This is a genomic window from Erythrobacter sp., assembly GCF_024305245.1.
Classification (GTDB): domain Bacteria; phylum Pseudomonadota; class Alphaproteobacteria; order Sphingomonadales; family Sphingomonadaceae; genus Erythrobacter.
Genome location: NZ_JAMWYX010000012.1, coordinates 73,219 through 96,731, shown reverse-complemented (window position 1 = coordinate 96,731; position 23,513 = coordinate 73,219). Strand labels below are relative to the sequence as shown.

Here is a 23,513-nt window from a genome sequence, read left to right as displayed (position 1 = left end):
GCCTTGTCTCTAACCCCTTGGTGCGGCTGCTTACAAGGGGGAGCAGTGCCGGTTTGACGGGGATGAAGCGAAGGAGCATTATCCGTGCGTGGGCGCATTGCCGGGGAGGACAAGCGCGATGGGCAGGTTGGCAGCACTGTTGGCGGGGTTGGGGCTTGCGCTGGCCGTTCCGGCGTCGGCGCAGCAGCCGATCCCGTTTCCGTACATCCAGGGGATCGAGATCCGGGGCCCCCACAATCTTGTCGAGAATCCCGAAAGCAACGTCCCGGCAGAGCAGCGCGAGGCCGAACAGCGGATTGCCGACACTGCGGAGGCGTCTTGCGATGCGGGCGATCTTCAGGGTTGCACCGCGCTCGGGCGCGCGTTTCTGGAAGGCGTCGGCCGTCCGTTGAACCGCCCGGTCGCTGAATTGCTGCTGCGTCAGGCCTGCGACGGTGCCGATGTCGAGGGGTGCCTCGTGCTGGGCAAGTGGCTGGTCGAGCCAGATCGCGTGATCGTTGAGAGCTGGCAGGCAGAGGCATATGCTTACGGCATCGCGATGCTCGGGCGTGCCTGCGGGCTCGGCGACTTGGGCGCCTGCTCCGAACAGGCCAATGCAGTCGAATTCGGGTTCAAAGCGGCGATGGGCGATCTTGCGGCGGCGGTGGCGCTGCGCCGGCAGGCCTGCGCCAGCGGCAGTGATCGCGCCTGCCGCGAACTGGCCGCCAGCCTCGCAAGGAGCGGGGAAGAAGCCGCGGGCAAAGAGGCGATCGACCTGCTCGAACGCCAGTGCCGCAAGGGCGATGCGCGCGGCTGCGAGCAGATCATGCCGCTGATCGCGCAGAACGCCGCGTTGGCGCAGAATATGGCCGATCTCGGCTGCCGCGCAGACAGTGCCGCATCGTGCTTCGCCTACGGAGAAATCCTGTTCGCGGCTGACAGCGGCCCGCCCGAACGCCGCGAGGCGGCGCTGGCGCAGTTCGACCGCGCCTGCATGCTTGATGAAGCCCGCTGCCTCCTGCCCGAGCAGATCCGCATCCGGCCGGTTCTGGCCGAGAGCTGCGGGAGGGGGGACCAGGCCGATTGCGTCGCGCTCGCGCGGATCTACAGCCAGACACCGGACTCGCTGTTGCATTCCCCCGCAGAGGCCGCGACGCTGCTGGGCTCTGCGTGCGAGGCGGGCATGATCGATGTCTGCGCCGAAGCTGTCGGCGTGCTGCGCGGCGGCGATATTCCTCAGGGCCCGGAAGGCAATGCCCGGATCGCTTTGTGGCACGACACGGCTTGCTATGCCGGCTCGGAGCGCGATTGCGTTAGCCTCGGCAAGCACCTGCTCGCCAGCTATTCCGACCGCGAAAACCGTGACCACGGCTATGCACTGCTCACCCGGGTCTGCGAGACCGGTGACATGTATGCTTGCGACGACCTCGATGAGATCGCGCAAAAGGATCCGGACGGCCCGCTGTTAGCGGCGGACAGCCGTTTCATTCCGCCGCTGAGCGAAGAGGAAAGGGCCGAAATCGATCGCCAAATCGAACAGGAGCGCGCTGCCTCCGCCAAGGCGAATGTGGTTTGCTTCAGTTCGACCGTCGTTTTTCGCGGCGTCACGTACGAAGACCGGGTCTGCACTGCCACCGCGCGCAAGGTCATCCGCGGCTTTCTGGTGCCGCCCGGAGCGGCTCCGTGGCAGGCGCTGTTGTGGCGTCCCGAACGGGTTCCCGGGCGCAGACAGCCTCTGGCTCCTTCGGAACGTCTCGAATGCGGCGGCGCGCTGATCGGCAGCGGCTGGATCGTCACCGCTGCGCACTGCGTGCTCGACGAGAACAAGAAGCCGATCATCACCCGCGATTATACCATCCGGCTCGGGGTCACCGACGCCTATAGCACGCAAGGCGTCAGCTACCCGATCCTGAACGTGTTTCCGCACGAATCCTACATCGTAAAGGGCAGCCTGTTCGATATCGCCCTGATCCAGTTCGATCATCGCAGCGGGGGCAGGTGGCCGCCGAAAGACGCGAAGACGATCAAACTCGACGGGCGCCGCAATATTCCGCTGTCGCTCAGCGGCGGGATGCCGGTTTACGCCTTCGGCTGGGGCAATACCGCGTTTCGGGGGCAAAACAGTCAGGTGCTGAAAGGCGCTCTGTTGCAGCTTCAGGATATTCCGGAGTGCCAGCGGAAGACAGCGACCGATCGGGCGTTCCTGCTCGGCTCGCTGCTATGCGCCAGCGCAGAGGACAAGTCGCAGGTTTGCGACGGCGACAGCGGCGGTCCGCTGATCAGCTATGCAGGCAGAGGGCCGACCTTGATCGGGGTGGTGAGCGCAGGCACAGATTGTGGGCAAACCGGCGTGCCGACCCGCTTTACCCGGGTGTCGGTTTCACGCGTGCGGGACTGGATCGACAGGGTTCTCGCCGGAAGCGTCACTCCCATACGCCCGCGCTGACAAATCCGGCGCGGTTGCAAGACCGGCCCGGCAGCATAGCCGGGCCGGTCTGCGAAATTCATTTACTCGGCAACGGCTGCATCAGCCGAGGCGGCGGGGCCGATCGGATTGCTGTTGGTGTCGGTGCCTTCCGCAGCGGCGGCTGCCGCTTCGAGCGCCGCAGCGTCTTCTTCGGACATGGTCTCGGGTTCGGCGGGTGCCATTTCGGTGGTTTCAGGCGTGGCTTCTTCAGCCGGAGCCTCGCCTCCACAAGCGGCCAGCGCCAGCGCTGCGCCGGTGCACAGTACGACAGATGCAATCTTCTTCATGTGGGTACCCCCGTTTATCGCCCGGAAGTGGGCGACCGAGGAGCTATCACGAGGAAAGGCGCAAAAGCAAATCGGTGAACGCGGGTTCGCCGCGCAGCGGATCGAGCAGGGGGTCGTTGGGTGCCCACAGAACGCCCGGATCGAGCGCGTTCAAGGCCGTGCCGAGCAGCGCCATCGCTTCATCCACTTCACCGCGCTGGGCGTGAACCTGCGCCCGCTGATAGCGGCTATCGCCGTATTCTGCCTCAAGCGCTGCAAGCGCCGTGTCGGCGGCTGCCGTATCGCCAAGCCGGTGCGCAGCAATGGCCGACGCTGTGAGCGAATAGGCGCGCCCCTGTTCTGCCTTGGCAGCCGACAGCGCGCCTGCCGCATCGTTTTGCATCAGGCGAGCTATCGCAATGCCGAACTGCGCACTGGCAAGGCTGGGATTGAGTTCGAGCGCGCGCTCCATGTGCTTGAGCACAGCGGCATAATCGCGCGCGAACAGCGCGTTATAGGCCGCCGAACGATAGGCTCGCGCATTGAGCGGATCGAGTTCGAGCACCCGCGCCATCATCTGTGCGGCAAGCGCCTGTTCCTCACCATAGGCATAGAAGCTGGCGGCAGCGCGCAGCACGTCCGCGTCGCCGGGCGCCAGACGTTCCGCAGCCTCGTAATGGGGCATCGCCGCGCCGCGTTTGAGCTGACCGTTATTGAGCGCAAAGCCCAGCGCAAGGTGGCCCCGCGCAAGGCGCTGTTCGAGTGCGAGCGACCGCTCGGCGGCGGCAATGGCTTCGGCAAACAGCTTGCGCGATTCGATGGCATCGCTGGCTGCATTATTGGCAATCGCCGCCAGCATGGTCGATCGCATGGCGTGAGCCGCTGCATAGCCCGGATCTTCGGCAATCGCCGCCTCGAACTGCGCCAATGCCGCCCGGTCGGAATCTGTCCCGGAGGACAGATCATAAAGCGCATGACCGCGCAGGAAGGCTTCGTAAGCGGCGATGTTCTTTGTTCCGCCGATGTCCTGCTGGGCAGCGACGCTGCTGCGGGCCTCAGTCTCGCCCACGGTCTGCGCAACCAGCGACAGGGCGACGGTTTCCGCAATTTCGGACTGCAGCGCGAACACGTCTTCCAGCGCGCGGTCATAGCTTTCGGCCCAGCGCACCAGACCGCCTTCGATCTCGATCAGTTCGGCCGAAACCCGCAGCCGCGCCTCGTCGCGCATCACGCTGCCGCGCAGGATGTGATCGACCCCGAGCGTGCGGCCGATGGCGAAGTCGTCCTCCCCTCCGATTGCGCCCGAAGATGTGGGCGCGGCGACCCTCAACCGCGGATTGCGGACCAGCACCGAACGCAGTTCATTGGACAGGCCGTTGGAAAACCACGCCTTGGCGACGTCGCCGGTCAGGTTGGCGAAGGGCAGCACCACCATCGAAATGGCATCGCCCGCCCGCGCGCTGCCCAGCAGGCCCGATTGCCACACGCCCAGCACCGCCGCTCCACCGGCGAGGCTCGCGCCGCCGATCATCAGCGTGCGGCGTGACAGGGTAAGCCCGGAGCGTCCGACCGCAAAAGCGGCGGCTTGGGCAGGAGTGGGCGGCGCAGACGCGGACGCAATCGGCGCTGCGGCTGGCGCGCCGGCCTTTGTCCTGACTGCGGCAATGATGCGTTCTGCCACCGGCGTGCCCGGTGCACCCTGCCAGCCCGAAATGTCGAGCAGCTGGAACTGGCGGAAGCCGAGCGGGGCAATGGTCCCGTCGAGCGAGAGCGGCACCAGACACCCGCGTTCGCGCCCGCGCTGCGCCTCGTCGCGCACCCACGAAGAGGCGACCGAAGTCTGCGACCACAGCACAACCACGCAATCGGCGGATTCAAGCGCGGTTTCGGTGGTGGCGAGGTAGTTTTCGCCGCCTTCCAGCCGCCCGTCCCACCACACATCGAAGCCCGCGCTTTCGAGCAAGGCGATGACGGGGCGGGCGCGATCGAGGTCGCTGCGTGCATAGCTGAAAAAGACTGAAGCACCGCCCGCTTTCGGAGCATCACCGCTACCTGTCGCCATCGCTCCGCTCATTTCCACCATGGGGCGATGTTACATCGGTTTCGGTCGTATCGCCAAGCGATTGCTTGGCGGCGATGCGCGACATTTGCAGGATTTCAGCCCGGTTGGCTGCCTATTCAGTGATGCGCCGGGTCTCGCCGATCGTCTGGGCGGCGATTTCCTCCGCGTCGAACGGCAGGCGGTGCCACTGCTTGGCCGCGTAGGCGCGGGTCTGATCGGCGTAGTGGGGCGAGGCCGGATCGGTCGATTGCGAATAGCTGAGAATTGCGTCGGCCACCGGGCCATCCGCGTCGAAGCCGACGATCTGGATGTAGCTGGTTCCATGCACCGGAACCAATCCGCCGCCGGGCGCGGGGCGCGCATCCTGGTAGTTCAGCACGCCCGCAGTGCCGGGGCCGCCGTGGATCGGGATCGCCTCTCCGTTAGCGGTCCAGCGCTGCACCTCGCCCCATGGCGCGTCGAGCGCGATACCGGCGGCGTCCAGTTCCGCCGCCGCTTCGCCGAGCGCTGCGAGCAGTTTGTCGCCGACCTTTGCGGTCGCCAGATCGCGCGGTGTGCTGACCGGATCGGCCGGATCGAACGGCACGGCCCACAGGTCATTGCGCTGGCCGACCTTGGACCAGAACGCCCGGAACAGCGCCGCGCCCCGGCTGTCGGCTTCGTAACGGCGATCCCAACCGGCCAGCGCCGCGCAGCCACGCGCCGTGGTTTCGGCAGGCTCTGCCGCGTCCGCGCACAGCGCCAGCAGCGGCTCCATGACCATGTCGGCGGCAAGGCTCTTGTTGGCGAAGGCCATCGCCTTGGCGCGTTCATGATCGATTGTGCCCGCCGCAAGTAGCGCCTCGGTCTCGGTGAAGTTTGACCGCGTGCGCAGCGACAACGCGCTTTCATGCTTGCCGAGGATCGGCGAGAGCGCAGGGTGGGGCAGGCGCGGGTTACTGAGCCAGTAGCTGTCATTGCTGTTGGTCAGGTAGCTGCGCACCACCGTCGCCGCCTGATCGCTGGCAGGCATCAGGCCGGGCTCGGACGTGCCGGGCGCCGCTTCCCAATCGCATTCCGAACGCGATCCATCGAGCAGCGTCGCCAATGATGCGAACAGCGGCGACAGCGGGGTGGAACATGCCGCGATCAGCTGCGCCGAGACATTCGGCACCGCCGTCACGTCGGCGTGCAGCGCGTCGCCGTTCCGGTCGGCGGCGATGGTATTGACCCACGGAATGCCGAGCGTCTCGCTCACCGCAGCCTCGATCTCGCCGACATTGCGCGCCTGGCCGATGCGCAGCCAGGTGTCGATGGCGCGCTGGTTGCCGCGATTGGCATCATTGAGCGCGAATGCCATCCCGGCGCTCCAGTTCACGCCCGATTGCGGCGCGACGAACACCGGGCCGAAACGGGTGGTGTAGAGCGTGCGGGTGACTTCAGGCGTGCCGTCGGGCATCGGCACGCTGACGGTGCGCGGCTCCATCGCCACGCTTTCCCCGTCGAGCATGTAGCGGGTCGGATCGGCGGGATCGAGCGTCAGCGCGTGCAACGTGAAGTGGCGCGCGGCGGTGACGGTGTGCGTCCAGGCGACATCGCGGTTGAAACCCAGTGTCGGGATCGGCGTTCCGGCAATGCCCACGCCCATCACGTCATACCCTTCGGGCCCGGTGACGTGGAGTTGCCAGAACCGGCTCGGCCCGTTCCACGGGAAGTGCGGATTGCCGATCACAAGCCCGCGCCCGTTCGCAGTCGCTTCGCCGCCGAATGCCCAGCCATTGCTGCCGAGTCCGACTTCGCCGGGGCGGGGCAGCGCCTGATTGACGGGCACACTGGCCGCCGCCAGCGGCGTGCCGGGCGGGGTCGCATTGGCGATGCCGGGTGCCAGCACCAGCGAACTGGCCAGCAGCATCTGCTTTTCGGTCAGGCGCAGCACATCATCCAGACTGATCGGGCGCACCCATGCCTTGCCCCGGCACTCTGCGGGAATGCCGTCGGCACCGGCATCCTTCAAGAAGCGGTTGTACCCCGCGACATAGCCTTCAGCCAGACCGCGCGCCTCGCGTCCTTGATCGGCAAACCCGGCCCGCAGCATCGGCAAGTCGATCACACCGCGAAAGAACACGTCGGAAGAAAGATTGTCGACCTCCTGAAATCCCAGCACCGCCTTGGCTTCCGGCCCGAAATGGCGCGAGCGTTCGCCCGCCACCGTGGCGAATTCCTCGGCCAGCAGGCACAGGTTGTCCTGGGCATAGGCATAGGCGACCCCGTAGCCGACGCCTCGCCACGTATCGGCGGTGATATGCGGGATGCCGAAGGTGGTGCGGGTGATCGTCGCCTCCAGCCCGCTGCGCGCCTGCGCCTGCGCCTGCGGTGCCAGAATCAGCGCGGCCAGACTGCCCGCCAGAAGTGAAATCCGCATCATCCAAACCTCTCCCGAACCCGAATCCCTTATTGTCGGGCGAAGCTATGGGAAAGCGCGGTGCAAAGCAAAGCGGGCAGTGCCGATTGGCGCGACAAAAAGGAGGGGCGCCCGGCATGGTGCCGGACGCCCCGGTGTCGCCTCACGTCGCGAAAGTGTCAGAACGAGAAGCCGGCAGTCAGCTTGTAGAAATCGCCGTCATTGCCGCCCTCGATATCGGCGCCAGCGGTGAAGCGGGCGAAGAAGCCATTGCTGGTCCTGAACTGCACATAGGGGCCAAGCCACTGGTAAACGACCGCCGTCGACCCGCCGGGGAAGGTGTTGCGGGTGTTGCTGAGCAGTTCGTAATGCGCGCCGGCCGAGACGTTGTCGCTGAACTTGTAGCCCGCATTGATCCAGGTGTGCAGGAAGTCGAGTGCGGCATCGTCGTTGCGGTTGCGCAGCGCGGCGTAATAGCCGCCGTAGAATTCGGCTTCCAACGTCTCGTCCGAATAGTTCATGGTCAGGCTGGGCACGATACCGTCGGCGAAATTGCCCCCGGTTCCGGCCGGCACGCCGTTGGGATCGCGCGCCCCGCCCGACAGCAGCGCGCCGTTGGTGAGGCCGATCTGCGGCTTGATGACGAGATTGCCGGAGTAGATCGCCGCGCCGACGCCGAATTCGGTCCACAGGTCGGAACCGAGGCTGGTGCCGAAGGCGTCGGTGGTCCAGATGATACCGTAAAAGCTGAAATCGACATTCTCGCTGACCGGGATCAGGCCGTTGAACGCCGGATAGAAGCCGAAGAAGGAATCCTGATTGAGGGTGACGCTGAAGGTCTCCTCGCGTCCGCCGGTGGTGCCGGTTTGCGCAGCCGCAGCAGCGATCGCGGCGCTGGTGATGACGACTTCGCCATTGCCAGTGGCAAGGCCCGGAGCCGCGCTGGTTGCGGTCAGGATCACCGGTGTGGCTTCACCCGATTCGGCGATCGTCACGCCCGACAGGCCTTCGACGGTAGCGCTATCCGCGATCGGTGTTGCGGCAGCAGCGGCAAGCTTGGCCGCAGCCGCTTCGGTCAGCAGCACCGGCGCGGCGGCTTCGAACGGGGCGGACGGCGCTTGCGCCTGAACGGGGGCGGCCAAGGCACCGGCCACGGCCAGCGCCGATGCAGCGGAAGCAAAACGGGTAATCATGAGGAACGCTCCTGTTGAGAGAGGGGATCGTTCCGCCTGCGTGCCGAGTCTGAGCCTTCTTTTCTTATGAACGGGCTTCGTTATCGGCAAGCAAAGCAAATATCATCGCCACATCGGTGTGCAATTATTCTCGCTTATCGGAGATTGAATTGTCACTCTTGTGTTGCAGTGAAGAAACAAATTAGAATTACTATAGCTGTTATTGTATGAACCTATGAATTCGCAAAGATTTGCAGAAATGGGACGGTTCGCTGCGTCTCAGCGAGAAACGCGGCAGCCCGCACAGCTTCGCATTCCGCGCGCGCTGCACGGGGGTCTCGCCAAGGTCTCGCCAGGGCCTCGTTGCCGGGGCTAACAGTCTATCGCGGCGGCATCCGGATCGCGCCGTCGAGCCGGAACTGGTGGCCGTTGATGTAGCTGTTGCGCGCGATCTCCAGCACCAGTGACGCGAATTCCTCCGGTTCGCCGAGGCGCTTGGGGAAGGGCACGGATGCGTTCAATTGCGCCCACATCGGCGGGTTGCGATCCTTCATGCCGAGCATCAATGGCGTGGCGAAAATGCCGGGCATCACCGAATTGACCCGGATCCCCATGTCCATCAAATCGCGCGCCATCGGCAGGACGAGCCCGTTCACCCCGGCCTTGCAACTGCCATAGATGACCTGCCCGATCTGCCCGTCCTGCGCGGCGACGCTGGCGGTCAGGATCACGCAGCCGCGCTCGCCGTCGTCATTGACGGGATCGGCATTGGCCATGCCCAGCGCCGAAATGCTGGCGATGCGGTAACTGGCGACAAGGATTCCTTGCACCCCGAAGGCATAATCCTCGGTCGAAAGCCGTTTGTAGGCGCCGGCTTCCTTGTCCCAGCCTAGCGTCTTGCCGCGTTTGCTCGCCATTGCGCAGTGCAGCGTCACGCGTTCCTGCCCATGCGCGGCGCGCGCGGCGGCGAAGCCCGCTTCGACCGATGCTTCGTCCATGATGTCGACATGGTGGAACGTGCCGCCGATCTCGGCTGCATGGGCCTCGCCAGCTTCGTCGTTGATGTCGAAAATGGCGACCTTCATGCCCGCATCGGCAAAGGCCTTTGCGCTCGCCTTGCCAAGTCCGCTCGCCCCGCCGGTGACCACGGCGGCCATGCCCGCTTCGATCTTCATTGTCTCGCTCTCCTGTGAGTGTTTTCCCTTTCGCTAACCGCTTCGGAGCGCGTGCGCCATCTCTGCGATTGCGGCAATCGGGCGTTTATTTCGGGTGTCATGCAAGCGTAACCGGGAGGTCACCCTTGCGTCACCAACGGCGACTAGAGGCGACCACAAGTTGGCCCGCAACGGGGGCACCAACAGGGGAAAATCGATGATTCGCATTCGTCTTGCCACCGGCAGCGCCGCGCTTGCGCTCGCCGTCAGTCTGGCTGCGCCCGCATATGCCGGGGAAGTGATCGGCACGGTCGCAGATGCCAGTGACACAGCCGGCCTCGGGGCCGCCGAAGTGGTGATCGAGGATCTGGGGCGCCGCACCGTCACCGGCAGGGACGGCACCTACGTGTTCAACGACGTCCCGGAAGGCACCTACACCATCACCGCCCGTTATGTCGGTGCGGAAGCGGTCAGGTTCACGATCAACGTCCCGGCGGAAGGGCTGGTGCGCCAGAACTTCGTGCTCGGTGACACCGGATCGGATATTCTGGTGCTGGGGCAGAGCGCCAACCTCGCCTCGGCGCTGTCGCGCAAGCGCACAGCGGATGGCGTGTCCGATGTGCTGACCCGCGATTCCATCGGTCAGTTCCCGGATCAGAACGTCGCCGAATCGCTGCGCCGTCTGCCCGGCATCAACGTGCTCAACGATCAGGGCGAAGGCCGGTTTGTGACGGTGCGCGGGCTCGACCCGAACCTCAACGCGACCTCGCTCAACGGTGTGCGCGTTCCCGCACCCGGGATCGACGAACGCGGCGTTGCGCTGGACGTGATTTCGTCCGAGATCATCGAATCGATCGAAGTGAAGAAGTCGCTCACGCCTGATATGGACGGCGATACCATCGGCGCGTCGATCGAGATCAAGACCACCAGCGCATTCGACCGCAAGAACGATCTCTACGTGGTCAAACTGGGGGGCAGTTACAACGACTATTCGGGCCAGCTGACGCCCGACGTCGGGTTCGATTTCGCCAACAGGCTGAGCGACAATTTCGGCGTCACCGGCGGTCTTTCCTATTACAAGCGTGAATTCGAAAGCGACAACGTCGAAGGTGCGGATTGGCAGGAGGACGGCGGGCTCGTCTATGCCGAGGAAATCCAGTACCGCGATTACGATGTCGAACGCGAACGCATCAGCGCCACGCTGGGCTTCGATGCCCGAGTGGGCGAGCATACCGAGCTTTACCTCAAGGGCGTCTACAGCGAGTTCAGCGACCAGGAATTCCGCCGCGACGTGATCTTCATTCTTGAAGATGCCAATGTTTCTGGCAGCGGCACCAATGCGGTGTTCGATGATACAGACGCCGAAATCGAAATCCGTCGCCGTGTGAAGGATCGTCTGGAGATCAGCCGCATCCGCACTGTGGTGTTTGGCGGCGAAAGCCGGTTCGGCGCGTTCAAGGCGGATTACGCGGTGAGCTGGGCGAAATCCTCCGAAACCAAGGACGGTTCGGTCGATCCGACCCGGTTCGACGCCAATTTCGAGGATTCCGGGCTGGAAATCGGGTTCGATTACAGCAACCCGCGCATTCCGCTGTATTCGGTGACGGGTAACAGTGCAGGCTTCCTCGATCCGCTGAATTACGGCCTCGATGAAGTCGAATTCACCGCAGCCTCGCTTGGCGAGGACGAGGAATTCGCCGTCCGGCTCGATCTCGGCTACGAAATCTACAGCGATGCCGGAACGCTGACCATTCAGGGCGGCGCCAAGGCGCGCTGGCGCGAGAAGGGCTTCGCTGGACGGGTCGAATTCTACGAAAACGACAATTACACCCTCGCCGATGCGCTGGGAGCGGGGCAGACCTACCGCCTCACCGATATCTCTCCTCTGCCGGGCTTCACCGAGGCAACCGACTTCTTCAATGCCAACCGCAGCGATTTCGAACTGAACGCAATTGATTCCACGATCGCCAGCAACAACGAAACCTACACGGTCGAAGAGGACATCTTCGCCAGTTACTTGCTTGGCCGTTGGGAAAGCGATCAGCTGTTGGTGATCGGCGGGGTGCGTTACGAACGCACCGACAACCGGATGCGCGGCAACGTGGTTCGGCTGATCGACGAAGGGCAGGATTTGCCGGGTGGCGGCGTGGCAGCTGATGACACCGTAATCGTCACGCAGCGCGAGATTGACCGCAGTTACGATCACTGGCTGCCCAGCCTCAACATTCGTTACGCAGCCCAGCCAAACCTCATCATGCGGCTGGCAGGCTATCGCAGCCTGGTGCGCCCCAACATCGCGCAGCTCGCACCGCGGTTCGAAATCAACGAGGACAACGAGGCGGCCATCGGCAACCCCGATCTGGTCCCCTACGAAGCATGGAATTTCGACGCGACCGTCGAATATTACATGTCGAGCAACGGCGCGCTGACCGCCGGATTGTTCTACAAGGAAATCGACAATTTCATCGTCGGCGTCGTGGTCGAAGAGCCGGGCAGCTTCCAGGGTATCGATTTCGAGGAAGCGGAAACCAACATCAACGGTTCGACCGCCGAAATCTTCGGGATCGAACTTGGATTTTCGCAGCAGCTCGACTTCCTGCCCGGTGCGCTGTCGGGCTTTCTGGTGCAGGCCAATTACACCTTCACCGATGCCAAGGGCCTGATTCCCGACAGCGATCTCGGGGCGGTGACCGATACGCCGACCTTCCGCGAGATCACGCTGCCCAGCGCCAGCAAGCACACTTTCAACGGCGTGCTCGGATACGAAAAGGGCCCGCTCTCGCTGCGGCTCGCCGGCACCTATCGTGATGGCTACCTCGATGAAACGGACTCGAGCGCAGACGAGGACCGCATCGTCGACAGCCTGTTCCAGCTCGATTTCACCGGTCGCTATTCGGTGAGCAAGAACCTGCAGGTCTATTTCGAATGGATCAACATCAACGACGCCGAATACTTCGCCTTCAACCGGCAGGGCGGACGGCAGAACGTGCTGCAGTTCGAAAAGTACAACTGGACGATGAAGGGCGGCTTGCGCCTCACCTTCTGATAGGATGCGATGATGATCCGACCCTTTCACGCTTTCGCGCTGCTATCGCTGGGGATCACCGGTGCTTGCGCCACAATCCCTGCGATCACCGGCGATCCGGCCGTCACCGTCACCGCGACGGCGCAGACTCCGCCGGTCGGCACCACCAACGAAGACGCGGCCGATGATCCGGCGATCTGGCGCAATCCGGCGAGCCCGGCGGCCAGCCTGATCGTCGGCACCGACAAGAAGGGCGGGCTGTACGTTTACGACCTGAAGGGCACGGAAAAGGGCTTCCTTGCCGCGCCGGGGCTGAACAATGTCGATGTGGTTGAACTGGGCGATGGCACGGTGGTGGTCGCGGCGAGCGATCGCAGCGATCTGGCCACGGCGCAGATCACACTGGCGCTGCTCGATACGGCGACCGGCAAACTGATCCCGGCAGGCAAGGTCGCGGTTGGGCCGGGCGAAGGATACGGCATCTGCATCGACAAGCCGAATGCGGGAACGGTGCCGGGTGACAGCTTTCGCGTCTTCAGCGCTCCCAAGAACGGGGTGATTTACAGCACCGTGATCAGCCGCCGGGACGCTGATTTCGCAGGAACCACCACCACGATTGCCGCCGTGCCGAGCCAGCCTGAAGGCTGCATCGCAGACCCGCGCACCGGCACGCTGTATATTGGTGAGGAAGTCGCGGGGCTTTGGGCGATCGACACCGCCACCGGTGCCAAGCGGATGGTCGCCCCGATCGACAACAAGCTGCTGGTCGCCGATCTCGAAGGGCTCGCCATCGCGCCCGAAGGCGAGGATGGCGGCTATCTGATCGGATCGTCACAGGGCGACAATGCCTATGCGGTGTGGCGTCTGCCCGACATGACCCCGCTGGGCCGGTTCCGGATCGCGGCGGATACATTCGGCAGCACCGAGGAAACCGACGGGATCGAAGTCGATAACCGCGATTTCGGCCCCGATTTTCCCGGCGGCATCTTCATCGCGCAGGACGGGATCAACCCGCCCTTTGCGCAGAACTTCAAATATGCTCGCTGGGACGCGATCCTTGCCGCGCTGGAGGCTCGGCCCTAAGTGAGCGGTATGACCGCACCCATCATAGCACCTGACCGCCGCCTTTTCCTCGGCGCGACCGCCACTGCCTTTGCCGCGCTTGCCGCCAGCGGCTGCATGACCCGCGGCGCGCCTGCCACGACCCGCGCTGCGGCGGCGGGCGGCGGTTTCGCCGGATATGGCGCGCTGGTGCCCGATCCGGCGGGCTTGCTCGATCTGCCGCAGGGCTTTTCGTACCGTGTCATCTCAAGCCTCGGCGATGCGATGGGCGACGGCGGCACCGTGCCGGACCGCGCCGACGGGATGGGCTGTTTCGACATCGGAGGCGGGGAAATCGCGCTGGTGCGCAACCACGAATTGCAGCCGCAGCATGATGCGGGCGGGAGCATCGCCAGGGGCTTCGGCAAGCGCGACGGCGTGTTCGTGCCGGGCGGGACGACCAATATCGTGCTCGACGCCGCGACACTGGCGGTCAAACGCCAGTTCCGCAGTCTTGGCGGCACCATCCGCAATTGTTCGGGCGGGGTGACGCCGTGGGGCACCTGGCTGACCTGCGAGGAAGCGCCGACCGGGCCGGGCCAGCGTTACGGCGACGGGCTGGAGCGCAATCATGGCTGGGTGTTTGAAGTCCCCGCCTCGGCGCGCGGGCTGGTGGATGCCGTGCCGTTGACCGCGATGGGCCGCTTCAATCACGAGGCTGCCGCCGTGGATCCGGCAACCGGCATCGTCTACATGACCGAAGACCGCAATGACGGGGTGCTGTACCGCTTCGTCCCAAAGGTGCCGGGCAAGCTGGCCGAAGGCGGGCGGTTGCAGGCGATCGTGATCGAGGGTCTGCCGGATTCGCGTAACTGGACAAACGGCACAATGGCGCTGTGCAAGCCGTATCGCGTCAGCTGGATCAATCTCGACAACCCCGAGGCTCCCCAAGATGACCTGCGCATCCGCGCCGCTGCGCAGGGCGCAACGCTGATCGCGCGCGGCGAGGGGCTGCACATGGGTGTGAACCGCGGCAAGAGCGAAGTCTTCGCCTGCTGCACCAATGGCGGGGCAAAGCAGCTTGGCCAGATCATGAAGCTGACCCCCGGCCTCGCAGGCGCGCCCGACATGGTCGAGCTGTTTTTCGAAAGCGAAAGCGAAGCGCAGTTCAACTACGGCGACAACCTCGCCGTCGCGCCGAACGGCCACCTGATCGTGTGCGAGGATCAATATACCGACGTGGTCGACAACCACATTCGCGGGATCACGCCGGAAGGCCGCGCCTATACCTTTGCGCGGCTGAATGCGCAGACGGAGCTGGCCGGCGGGTGTTTCTCGCCCGATGGCAAGGTGATGTTCGTCAACGCCTATTCCCCTACCGCGACGCTGGCGATTACCGGACCGTGGGCGGCCTGAGCCGCTTGATTTGCGCAGGTCCGCCAGGGCTTTAGGGCAGGGACGTGGACAGCTTTATCTTTTCGCTGCTGCTGGTGTTTGCGCTGGCGCTGGGCGGGCGCGATCAGTGGCTGGTTGCGCGCTGGGCCGATGCGCTCGGGCGCAGTGTGCCGCTGTTGCTGATCGGCATTGTCTCGGCCTGCGCCAGCGCTGGCGTGATGGCATGGTTGGGGAGCGAATTTGCCGCCATGCTGCCGCCGCGTGCGGCGCAGATGCTGGTCGCCTTCGCGCTGGCCCTCGCCGGGTTCGAACTCGGCTGGCAGGTCAAGTTCAAGCCACCGCGCGAGCCGACCCGCTCGCTCGGCGCAGTCGCCATCGTGCTTGCCGCGCGGCAGATCGGTGACGGGGCGCGGTTCGCGGTGTTCGCCTTTGCTGCGCAAGCGAGTCTGCCCGCAACCGCCGCGCTGGGGGGCGCGCTGGGGGGCGCAGCGGCGGTCGCGATGGGCTGGTCGCTGGGTTCAGCCGGGCTGGAGCGGCTGCCGCTGCCGGTACTCCGGCGCGGACTGGCCTTATGCCTTATTCTTGCGGCACTCTTCATCGGATTGAACGCCCGCTACGACGCATTCTGATCGCTTTGTTCGATTATTGCGAATTGAATAATGGTGAAACCAGATCCCTGTTCGTCCGTTGTAACAATAACCATCTCAGCGGCACGATTTTGCCGCATTCTGCACAATAAAGGAGAAGTCCATGGCTGATGCCAACACCAATTCCAAAGGCGCCCTGATTGCCGAACTCAACGGTCTTCTGGCCGATCACTTCGCGCTGTTCACCAAGACCAAGAACTTCCACTGGCACGTGAAGGGCCCGCGCTTCCGCGACCTGCACCTGCTGTTCGACGAGCAGGCCATCGAAATCCGCGACCAGATCGACGTCATTGGCGAGCGTGTGCGCAAGCAGGGCGGTGACACCCTGACTTCGATCGGGTCGGTTGCGCAACACACCCAGATCAAGGATCAGGACAGCACCTCGCTCGGCGCCGAGGACATGATCGCCGAATTGCGCGACGACAACCAGAAGGTGGTCGACCGGTTGAAGAAGATGAAGGGCCTTGCCGAGCAGGCGGGCGACAATGCCACTGACGGGCTGCTGGACGACTGGACCGACATGGCCGAAGAGCGCGTGTGGTTCCTGTCCTCGTTTCTGGGCTGATAATTTTACGCAAGATCAAAAAAGGGGCTGTTTCCGGTATGCGGGAGCAGCCCTTTTGCTAGGGTGCGTCCATGAAGGACGTCACCACCATCGAGAATACGGGGCCGGAAGCGATTGCCGACTGGTTGGCACAGCAACTGGCGGGCGCGGGTGCGATCACCATTCCCGGCGGCTCGACCCCGTTTCCGATCCTTGCTGCGTTGATCGATCGCCGCGCCGCAGGGCTCGATTGGGCAGGGATCGACGTGTGGCCCAATGATGACCGCATCGTGCCCGAAGATCACGAAGCCTCCAACACCGGCAAGATCCGCGCGTTGCTGGAACCGGCAGGCGCGCAGATCATGGCGCTGGCGGAGGGCGCAAACCCGCCGCATTTCGCGCTGACCTGGCTCGGCATGGGGCCTGACGGTCATATCGCTTCGCTGTTCCCCAACACCGACCCGCAATCCGGCGATCCGCAGAAAATCCGCCGCCTGACGCCCGATCCGCTGCCCGCCCACGCGCCGTTCGACCGCATCACGCTGACATTGCCGGCGCTGGCGAATACTGACGTGATCCTGTTCACGCTGGGCGGCGCGGCGGACAAGCGCGCGGTTTTCGAGGCGGCGCTGCGCGGGGAGCACGATTTGCCTGTTGCACGTTTGCTGCGGCTCGCAGCGGCCAACAGCATTCCAGTCACCGTGTTCACCTGATGCCTGCCTTGCTTCCTGCCCGGCTCCACCGCACTTTGCTGCCGATCGCACATATCGCGCGCCATTACTGGCGGCGCTGGCGCAAGGCGCCGATTGCCGGGGTCAGCGTCATCATCACCAACCTCGGCGGCGATGTGCTTTTGCTGCGGCATTCCTACGGTCCCGATGTCTGGGCTTTGCCGGGCGGGGGGCTGAAATCGGGCGAAGACCCGCTGGAGGCGGCGCGGCGCGAGGTGCACGAAGAACTGGGCATCGCACTGGCGCGGATCGAACAATTCGCCACGCTGGAGGAGGTGCTGTCGGGCTCACCGCACACCGCGCACCTGTTCACCGCCACTTGTGACCAACGCCCCCGGCCCGACCGGCGCGAAGTGGTGGAAGCGCGGTTCTTCCCGTCGCATTCGCTGCCCGAGCCGCTGGGCCGCTCGACCCGCGCGCGGATCACGGCATGGAAGGCGCGGGGGACATAGCAGGACGCTATAGCAGCGAGAGTTGCGCCGTATCGGGCCGTTGCCAGGGTTCTTCGGCGCCTTCGAGATTGCCGAGCGTCAGTCCCATCAACCGGATCGGCCCGCGCAGTGGCAATTCCGCTTCCAGCAATGCGCGCGCCACCGTCGCGAACTCGTCGCGGCCTGCAACCCAGTGCGGCAGCGAGGTGGCGCGGGTCATGATCCGGAAATCGGTGAATTTGAGCTTCAGCGTCACCGTGCGTCCGCGTACCGGCTGGCCATCGCTGCCCGCGGCTTCGATCCGGTCCCACACGATGGCGATGATATTTTCCAGCGTGTCGCGCAGTGCTGCCCCGCTGCCGATATCCTCTGAGAAAGTGCGTTCTCCGCCGACCGATTTGCGGATGCGGTGGGCGCGCACCGGCCTCAGGTCGATCCCCCGCGCCGCGCGGTAGAGGTAATCGGCCATGCTGCCGAAGTGCTGGCGCAGAAAGGCGATGTTCTTCGCCGTCAGATCGGCGCCGGTCGCTATGCCGAGGCGCTGCATCCGCTCCTCCGCTTTAGGCCCGACTCCGTGGAACCGCCGGATCGGCAGCCCGGCGACGAAAGCCGCGCCCTGACCGGGACGGATCACGCACAACCCGTCGGGCTTGTTCTGATCGCTCGCGAGCTTGGCGAGGAACTTGTTGTAACTCACCCCCGCGCTTGCAGTCAGCCGGGTCTTGGCGCGGATTTCCTGCCGGATCAGCGTGGCGATGCGGGTCGCGCTGCCGATCCCGAGCCTGTCATCGGTGACATCGAGATAGGCCTCGTCGAGGCTCAGCGGTTCGATCAGATCGGTATAATGTTCAAACACCCGGCGGATCTGTCGGCTTGCTTCCTTGTAGGCATCGAAGCGCGGGCGCACGAACACCAGATCGGGGCATAGCCGGCTGGCGGTGACCGATGGCATGGCGCTGCGCACCCCGAACACCCGCGCTTCGTAACTCGCCGCCGCCACCACACCGCGCCCGCCCGCGCCGCCGACCGCCACCGGCTTACCCTTCAGCTCCGGATTGTCGCGCTGTTCGACGCTGGCGAAGAAGGCATCCATGTCGACATGGATGATCTTGCGCAGGCCCAGTTGATCCTGGCGCGCCTCGTCGTCGTCGGATTCAGGCGGATGGGCAGCCATGCGCCGCAAATAGAACCTTCGGGCCTGCGAAGGAACCATTGCTGGAACTTTCCGCGTCGCCCACGATTTTGTGCAGATGCGAAAAGAACAGTGGTCTTCCGGCGAACCAGTGGGCAAAGGCCCAGGCATGGCCACCTCGTCCGCCCCTGCTGTGCCGCTACGCAAGGCTCTCGGTGAACGCGAGCTGTTGTGGATGATGGCGCTGTTGATGGCGCTCAACGCTTTCGGGATCGACGCGATTCTGCCTGCGCTGGATGCGCTGGCGGCGGACCTTTCGGTTCAGGGCAACGACCGGCAATTCGTGATCGGCGTGTTCCTGCTAGCCGGCGGGATTGGTTCGCTGGTGCCCGGCGCGTTGGCCGACCGGTTCGGGCGGCGGCCGATCCTGCTGGGCGCAATTGCGGTCTATATCGTGCTGTCGATGCTGTGCGCGCTGGCCCCCACCTATGACGCGCTGATCGCGGTACGAGCGGTGCAGGGCTTCTTCGCCGCCGGAGTCATCGCTCTGCCCCCTGCGATCATTCGCGACAGGGTGGGCGGGGACAAGATGGCACGCATGATGAGCCTGATCTTCGTGATCTTCCTGATGGTGCCCGCAATCGCCCCGACCATCGGCGAGATCATTCTGCAATTCGGCAGCTGGCGCGCAATCTTCGGCGCGATGGCGGTGCTGGGTGCAGGCATGGCAGCGTGGGTCTACATCCGCCTGCCCGAAAGCCTGACCGAAGAAAACCGCCAGCCGATCCGCCCGCGCTCCATCGCGGTCAACATGACCCGCGCGCTCGCCTTGCCGAGCGTCGCCGGATACGTGATTGGCAGCGCGCTGGTGTTCGGTGCGCTGTTCGGCTTCATCAATTCCTCGCAGCAGTTGATTAGCGAAACCTTCGGCGCGGGCGACATCTTTCCCTATATCTTCGGTATCTGCGCGGGATCGATGGCGGTTGCGAGCTGGTCGAATTCGCGCATCGTCGAACGCTTCGGCGCGCGCCGGGTAAGCCACACCGCGCTGTTTGTGTTCATCGCGGTGGCCGGGGTGCAGGTGTTCTTCGCCTTTCAGCCGGACGAAAGCCTGTGGGTGTTCGTGCCGTTGATGGCGATCAACATGGCGCTGCTCGGCTTCATCGGCAGCAATTTCGGCGCGATTGCGATGAACCCGTTTTTCAACATCGCCGGTGCAGCGAGTTCGGCGCACGGATTTGTCCGCATGACCACGGCAGCGCTGCTGGGCGGGGCGATCGGTTATGCGTTCGATGGCACGGCGAGGCCGTTGGCGCTGGCACTGCTGGCGAGCGGGCTCACGTGTCTGGTGCTGGTGCTGCTGAGCGAGAAGGGCAAGCTGTTCGGGCCGTCCGATGCCGAGGCTGGGCTGGGCGCTTCTTGATTTCCGCACGCCCCTCCGGGCGCGCGGTCCTCGCTAGACGGGCAGGATAGCCGCCCCCGCTGCGGGCAGGCGGTCGCCCTTGCGGCCCTCCGGACCGGATCAGCGCTCGCTTTCCAGCTTTCTCCACGCCAGCCCGGCAAATTCGCACAGCAAGGGCCGCGTATCGCGCGGGTCGATGATGTCCTCGACATTGAAGCGTTCGGCTGACCGGAACGGCGAGGTGACTTTGCCGAGGCGTTCGCGGATTTCATCGAGCAGGGCGGCAGGATCATCCGCCGCTTCCAGTTCCGCCTTGTAGGCGACTTCCAGCCCGCCCGCGATGGGCAGGCTGCCCCAGTCGCCGCTCGGCCAGCAATAGCGGTACTGGTAGCGGTCGGCATTGCTCATCGCGCTGCCTGCAATCCCGTAGGCACGGCGCATGACGATGCTGGCGAGCGGCACGGTGGCGCGGTAGATCGCGTTCATCGCATTGACGCCGTAACGGATCGTCCCCGCCATTTCCGCCTCGCGCCCGATCATGAAGCCGGGATTGTCGACCAAGTGGACGATGGGGAGCCGGAACTGGTCGGCAAGGCGCACGAAACGCTCGACCTTGTCGGAGGTCTTCGCCTCCCATGACCCGCCGAGATAGCTCGGATCGCTCGCCACCACGCAGACTGGCCAGCCATCCAGCCGCGCGAACGCAGTGATCGCGGCGCGGCCCCAGTGCCTGCCGATTTCGAACACGGTGCCGGTATCGAACAGCATCTCCATACAGCGGCGCATCGAATAGACCTGCTTCGCGTCACGCGGCACGAGGCTGAGCAGCGCCTCCTCGCGCCGGTCTGTCGGATCATCGCAGGCCGAGCGCCGCGCAGGCTGGCCGACATATTCGGGCATGAAGCTGAGGAAATGCCGCGCGCGGGCGAAGGCTTCGGCCTCGCTAGCGACTTCATCATCCACCACCCCGTTGCGGGTGTGGATCGCGCTGCCGCCGAGGGCTTCCTTGGCTTCCTCGTGGTTGGCCGCGCCGCCTTTGTAAGCCTCGCCAAGGCCATCGACCACGGCGGGGCCAGCGGCGAAAATTTGGCTGAGGCCCTTGACCATGATCGAGTAATGGCTCGCCACCGTCCGCGCCGCGCCGAGGCCCGCCGTCGGCCCGAGCGCCAGCGCTACCACCGGCACGGTGTCGAGGTTCGTCACCACATCGCCCCAGCCGGGCACCGCCGGGATATAGGTCGCGCCGATCTGTTCGAGCGTCTTGACGCTGCCGCCGCCGCCCGTGCCGTCGATCATGCGAATGATCGGGAGCTTCATCTGGTGCGCCATCATCTCGGCCTGCACCATCTTGCGCGCAATCCCCGCGTCCGCCGCGCCGCCGCGAATGGTGAAGTCGTCCGCGGTCGCGACCACCGGGCGACCATTGATCAGCGCCTTGCCGAACAGGAAGGGGGCGGGGGTGACTGAAGCGAGGTCGCCATTGGCGTCATATTTCGCGCTGCCCGCGATCTTGCCGATTTCGCGCAAGGAGCCTTCGTCGCAGAGTGCCGCCAGCCGCGCGCGGGCATCCATCTTGCCGCGCCCATGCTGACGCGCAACCTTGTCCGCGCCGCCCATCTGCTCGGCCAGCGCCTCGCGCGCGTGCAGTTCTTCGAGTTCTTTGGCCCAGGTCATCGGCTCTCCCTCTCCCTCGTCATTGCGAGGAGCCGCAGGCGACGCGGCAATCCATGAACCGGCGTTGCGCCGATTGGCGAGGTCAGGTGATGGATTGCTTCGCTGACGCTCGCAATGACGAAAAGAGGGATCAGTCCTCTGCCGGCACCACCGTCACCAACACCGCCTCGACCTGCACTTGCGCGCCTGTGCTCACGGTCAGCCCCTCGATCACCCCGTCGAAGGGCGCGGTGAGGGCGTGTTCCATCTTCATCGCCTCGAGCACCAAGAGCCGCTGCCCGGCGGTGACGGTCTGGCCTTCGCTGACGTCGACCGCGATGACCTTGCCCGGCATCGGCGCGATAATCGCGCCATCGGCGGCGGAGGCTTGTCCGGTGCCGCGTGCCGCGAAGGGCCGCAAGGCGAATGTCTCAGCCGATTCGTTGACCCAGACTGTTGCGCCATCATCATATTGAAGCACGCCCTCGAACGAGCGCGCAGGATCGCCGGTCACGACTTCGCTGCCATGCATCATCGCCACAGCGGTACGCGGGGCGGCATTCAAGCGGAAGCCGGTAGGCGCTAGGCCCGACGCATCACTGCCTCGTCGGAGAAAGGGCAAGGCCGCCTGATCGATTGCGGCTTGCGAAAGTGCGACAGCCTCGGCCCAATCCGGATGCCGCGCGATCAGCCCGGTGTCGAGCTGACCGCCTTCAAATTCATCCGAGGTCAGCGCACGCAGCAGAAAGGGCGCGTTTGTCTTGACCGGAAAGACCAGCAGTTCTTCCAGGCAATCTTCCATCCGCCAGATCGCCGCCTCACGGTCGTTGCCGTGAACAACCAGCTTGGCGATCATCGGATCATAATGCGGCGAAATCTCGTCGCCCTGTTCGACACCCGTTTCGATCCGGCTGGTGCCATCGTCGATCGAGAACATTTCCAACCGTCCAATGCTTGGCAAGAACCCCTTCGCCGGGTCTTCCGCATAGAGCCGCGCCTCGATGGCATGGCCGTTGATCGACAGTTCCTCCTGCCGCTTCGGCAACGCCTCGCCGCTCGCCACGCGCAGCTGCCATTCGACCAGATCGACACCGGTTATTTCCTCGGTGACGGGGTGCTCCACCTGCAGGCGGGTGTTCATCTCCATGAAGAAGATGCGGTCGGCGCGCAGGCCTTCGCTGGCGTCGGCGATGAATTCGATTGTGCCCGCGCCCTCGTAATCGACCGCCTTGGCAGCGCGCACGGCGGCGGCGCAGATTGCTTCGCGGGTGGCTTCGTCCATGCCGGGGGCGGGGGCTTCCTCGATCACCTTCTGGTGGCGGCGCTGCAATGAGCAATCGCGCTCGAACAGGTGGACGACATTGCCGTGCGCGTCGCCGAACACCTGCACCTCGATATGGCGGGGCGAGGTGATCCACTTTTCGAGCAGCACCTCATCATTGCCGAAGCTGGCCTTGGCCTCGCGGCGGCAGGATTCGAGCGCAGCGGCGAAGTCTGCCGGGTCATCGACCTTGCGCATCCCCTTGCCGCCGCCGCCCGCGACCGCCTTGATGAGGACAGGGTAGCCGATGGCCTCGGCCTCAGCGGTGAGGCGTTCGAGCGACTGGTCCGCGCCGAGGTAACCGGGGGTGACGGGCACGCCAGCTTCGATCATCCGCGCCTTGGCCGCGTCCTTCAGGCCCATCGCGCGGATGCTGGCGGGCTTGGGGCCGACCCAGATCAGGCCAGCGTCCAGCACGGCTTGCGCGAAATCGGCGTTCTCGGAAAGAAAGCCATATCCGGGATGGATCGCATCCGCCCCGGTCTGCTTGGCCGCCGCGATGATTTTCGCGCCCACCAGATAGCTTTCGGCGGCGGGCGAGGGGCCGATGTGCACCGCCTCGTCAGCGGAGCGCACATGCAGCGCCTTGGCATCGGCATCGGAATAGACCGCGACTGTGGCAACGCCCATCGCGCGGGCGGTACGGATGATGCGACAGGCAATCTCGCCGCGATTGGCGATGAGGAGTTTGGTGATCATGGGGGTGGGATT

At 64.8% G+C, this 23,513-nt stretch carries 17 protein-coding genes; 9 read left to right on the top strand and 8 right to left on the bottom strand.

From position 1 onward, the window contains the following. Positions 1-118: 118 nt before the first annotated feature. A complete protein-coding gene (locus tag Q0L48_RS14870; RefSeq protein WP_296722244.1) occupies positions 119-2,425 on the top strand; it encodes a trypsin-like serine protease in 2,307 nt (768 codons plus the stop codon). 62 nt (positions 2,426-2,487) lie between these two features. Here the strand turns inward: Q0L48_RS14870 and Q0L48_RS14865 are convergent, their stop codons facing one another. The 5 genes from Q0L48_RS14865 to Q0L48_RS14845 form a co-directional block, all read right to left on the bottom strand. Beyond that, positions 2,488-2,733 (bottom strand): hypothetical protein, encoded by a 246-nt coding sequence (locus Q0L48_RS14865; RefSeq protein WP_296722243.1) that lies wholly within the window; start codon positions 2,731-2,733, stop codon positions 2,488-2,490. Between the two features lie 46 nt (positions 2,734-2,779). Next, complete coding sequence (locus Q0L48_RS14860) at positions 2,780-4,774, bottom strand: TIR domain-containing protein (protein ID WP_296722241.1); 1,995 nt, start codon at positions 4,772-4,774, stop codon at positions 2,780-2,782. Positions 4,775-4,886: 112 nt separating this feature from the next. Then, on the bottom strand, positions 4,887-7,178 hold the full coding sequence (locus tag Q0L48_RS14855) for a penicillin acylase family protein (RefSeq protein ID WP_296722239.1): 2,292 nt from the start codon (positions 7,176-7,178) through the stop codon (positions 4,887-4,889). A 155-nt stretch (positions 7,179-7,333) separates the two neighbouring features. Further along, entirely contained in the window at positions 7,334-8,347 is a 1,014-nt protein-coding gene (locus tag Q0L48_RS14850) for a DUF6733 family protein (protein WP_296722238.1), read from the bottom strand. A gap of 359 nt (positions 8,348-8,706) precedes the next feature. After that, the gene (locus Q0L48_RS14845; protein ID WP_296722237.1) at positions 8,707-9,501 is read right to left on the bottom strand and encodes an SDR family oxidoreductase; all 795 of its coding nucleotides are present in this window, start codon (positions 9,499-9,501) and stop codon (positions 8,707-8,709) included. A gap of 196 nt (positions 9,502-9,697) precedes the next feature. Between Q0L48_RS14845 and Q0L48_RS14840 the strand changes: the two genes are divergently transcribed. The 7 genes from Q0L48_RS14840 to Q0L48_RS14810 all read left to right on the top strand — a co-directional run bounded on the left by Q0L48_RS14840 (position 9,698) and on the right by Q0L48_RS14810 (position 17,315). After that, positions 9,698-12,526, top strand: a complete 2,829-nt coding sequence (locus Q0L48_RS14840) for a TonB-dependent receptor (RefSeq protein WP_296722235.1) — start codon at positions 9,698-9,700, stop codon at positions 12,524-12,526. Between the two features lie 12 nt (positions 12,527-12,538). After that, the gene (locus Q0L48_RS14835) at positions 12,539-13,588 is read left to right on the top strand and encodes a phytase (RefSeq protein ID WP_296722234.1); all 1,050 of its coding nucleotides are present in this window, start codon (positions 12,539-12,541) and stop codon (positions 13,586-13,588) included. Positions 13,589-13,597: 9 nt separating this feature from the next. Beyond that, positions 13,598-14,962, top strand: a complete 1,365-nt coding sequence (locus Q0L48_RS14830) for an alkaline phosphatase PhoX (protein WP_296722232.1) — start codon at positions 13,598-13,600, stop codon at positions 14,960-14,962. A 44-nt stretch (positions 14,963-15,006) separates the two neighbouring features. After that, complete coding sequence (locus Q0L48_RS14825; protein WP_296722231.1) at positions 15,007-15,570, top strand: hypothetical protein; 564 nt, start codon at positions 15,007-15,009, stop codon at positions 15,568-15,570. Between the two features lie 121 nt (positions 15,571-15,691). After that, complete coding sequence (locus Q0L48_RS14820; RefSeq protein ID WP_296722229.1) at positions 15,692-16,153, top strand: DNA starvation/stationary phase protection protein; 462 nt, start codon at positions 15,692-15,694, stop codon at positions 16,151-16,153. 71 nt (positions 16,154-16,224) lie between these two features. After that, entirely contained in the window at positions 16,225-16,845 is a 621-nt protein-coding gene (locus Q0L48_RS14815) for a 6-phosphogluconolactonase (RefSeq protein ID WP_296722228.1), read from the top strand. Next, positions 16,845-17,315: an NUDIX hydrolase gene (locus Q0L48_RS14810; protein ID WP_296722226.1), complete on the top strand. Its 471-nt coding sequence runs from the start codon at positions 16,845-16,847 to the stop codon at positions 17,313-17,315. The genes Q0L48_RS14815 and Q0L48_RS14810 overlap by 1 nt, the downstream gene beginning before the upstream one ends. A 7-nt stretch (positions 17,316-17,322) precedes the next feature. On the opposite strand, the gene dinB is transcribed toward Q0L48_RS14810, so the two are convergent. Continuing rightward, positions 17,323-18,468: a DNA polymerase IV gene (dinB, locus tag Q0L48_RS14805; RefSeq protein WP_296722225.1), complete on the bottom strand. Its 1,146-nt coding sequence runs from the start codon at positions 18,466-18,468 to the stop codon at positions 17,323-17,325. 127 nt (positions 18,469-18,595) lie between these two features. On the opposite strand from dinB, the gene Q0L48_RS14800 reads away from it, so the two are divergent. Further along, complete coding sequence (locus Q0L48_RS14800; protein WP_296722224.1) at positions 18,596-19,849, top strand: multidrug effflux MFS transporter; 1,254 nt, start codon at positions 18,596-18,598, stop codon at positions 19,847-19,849. 99 nt (positions 19,850-19,948) lie between these two features. On the opposite strand, the gene Q0L48_RS14795 is transcribed toward Q0L48_RS14800, so the two are convergent. Together Q0L48_RS14795 and Q0L48_RS14790 are read right to left on the bottom strand one after the other, a co-directional pair. After that, positions 19,949-21,502, bottom strand: coding sequence for an acyl-CoA carboxylase subunit beta (locus tag Q0L48_RS14795; RefSeq protein ID WP_296722223.1), 1,554 nt, complete (start codon positions 21,500-21,502; stop codon positions 19,949-19,951). 130 nt (positions 21,503-21,632) lie between these two features. Further along, positions 21,633-23,501, bottom strand: a complete 1,869-nt coding sequence (locus Q0L48_RS14790) for an acetyl/propionyl/methylcrotonyl-CoA carboxylase subunit alpha (protein WP_296722220.1) — start codon at positions 23,499-23,501, stop codon at positions 21,633-21,635. Positions 23,502-23,513 lie beyond the last annotated feature (12 nt).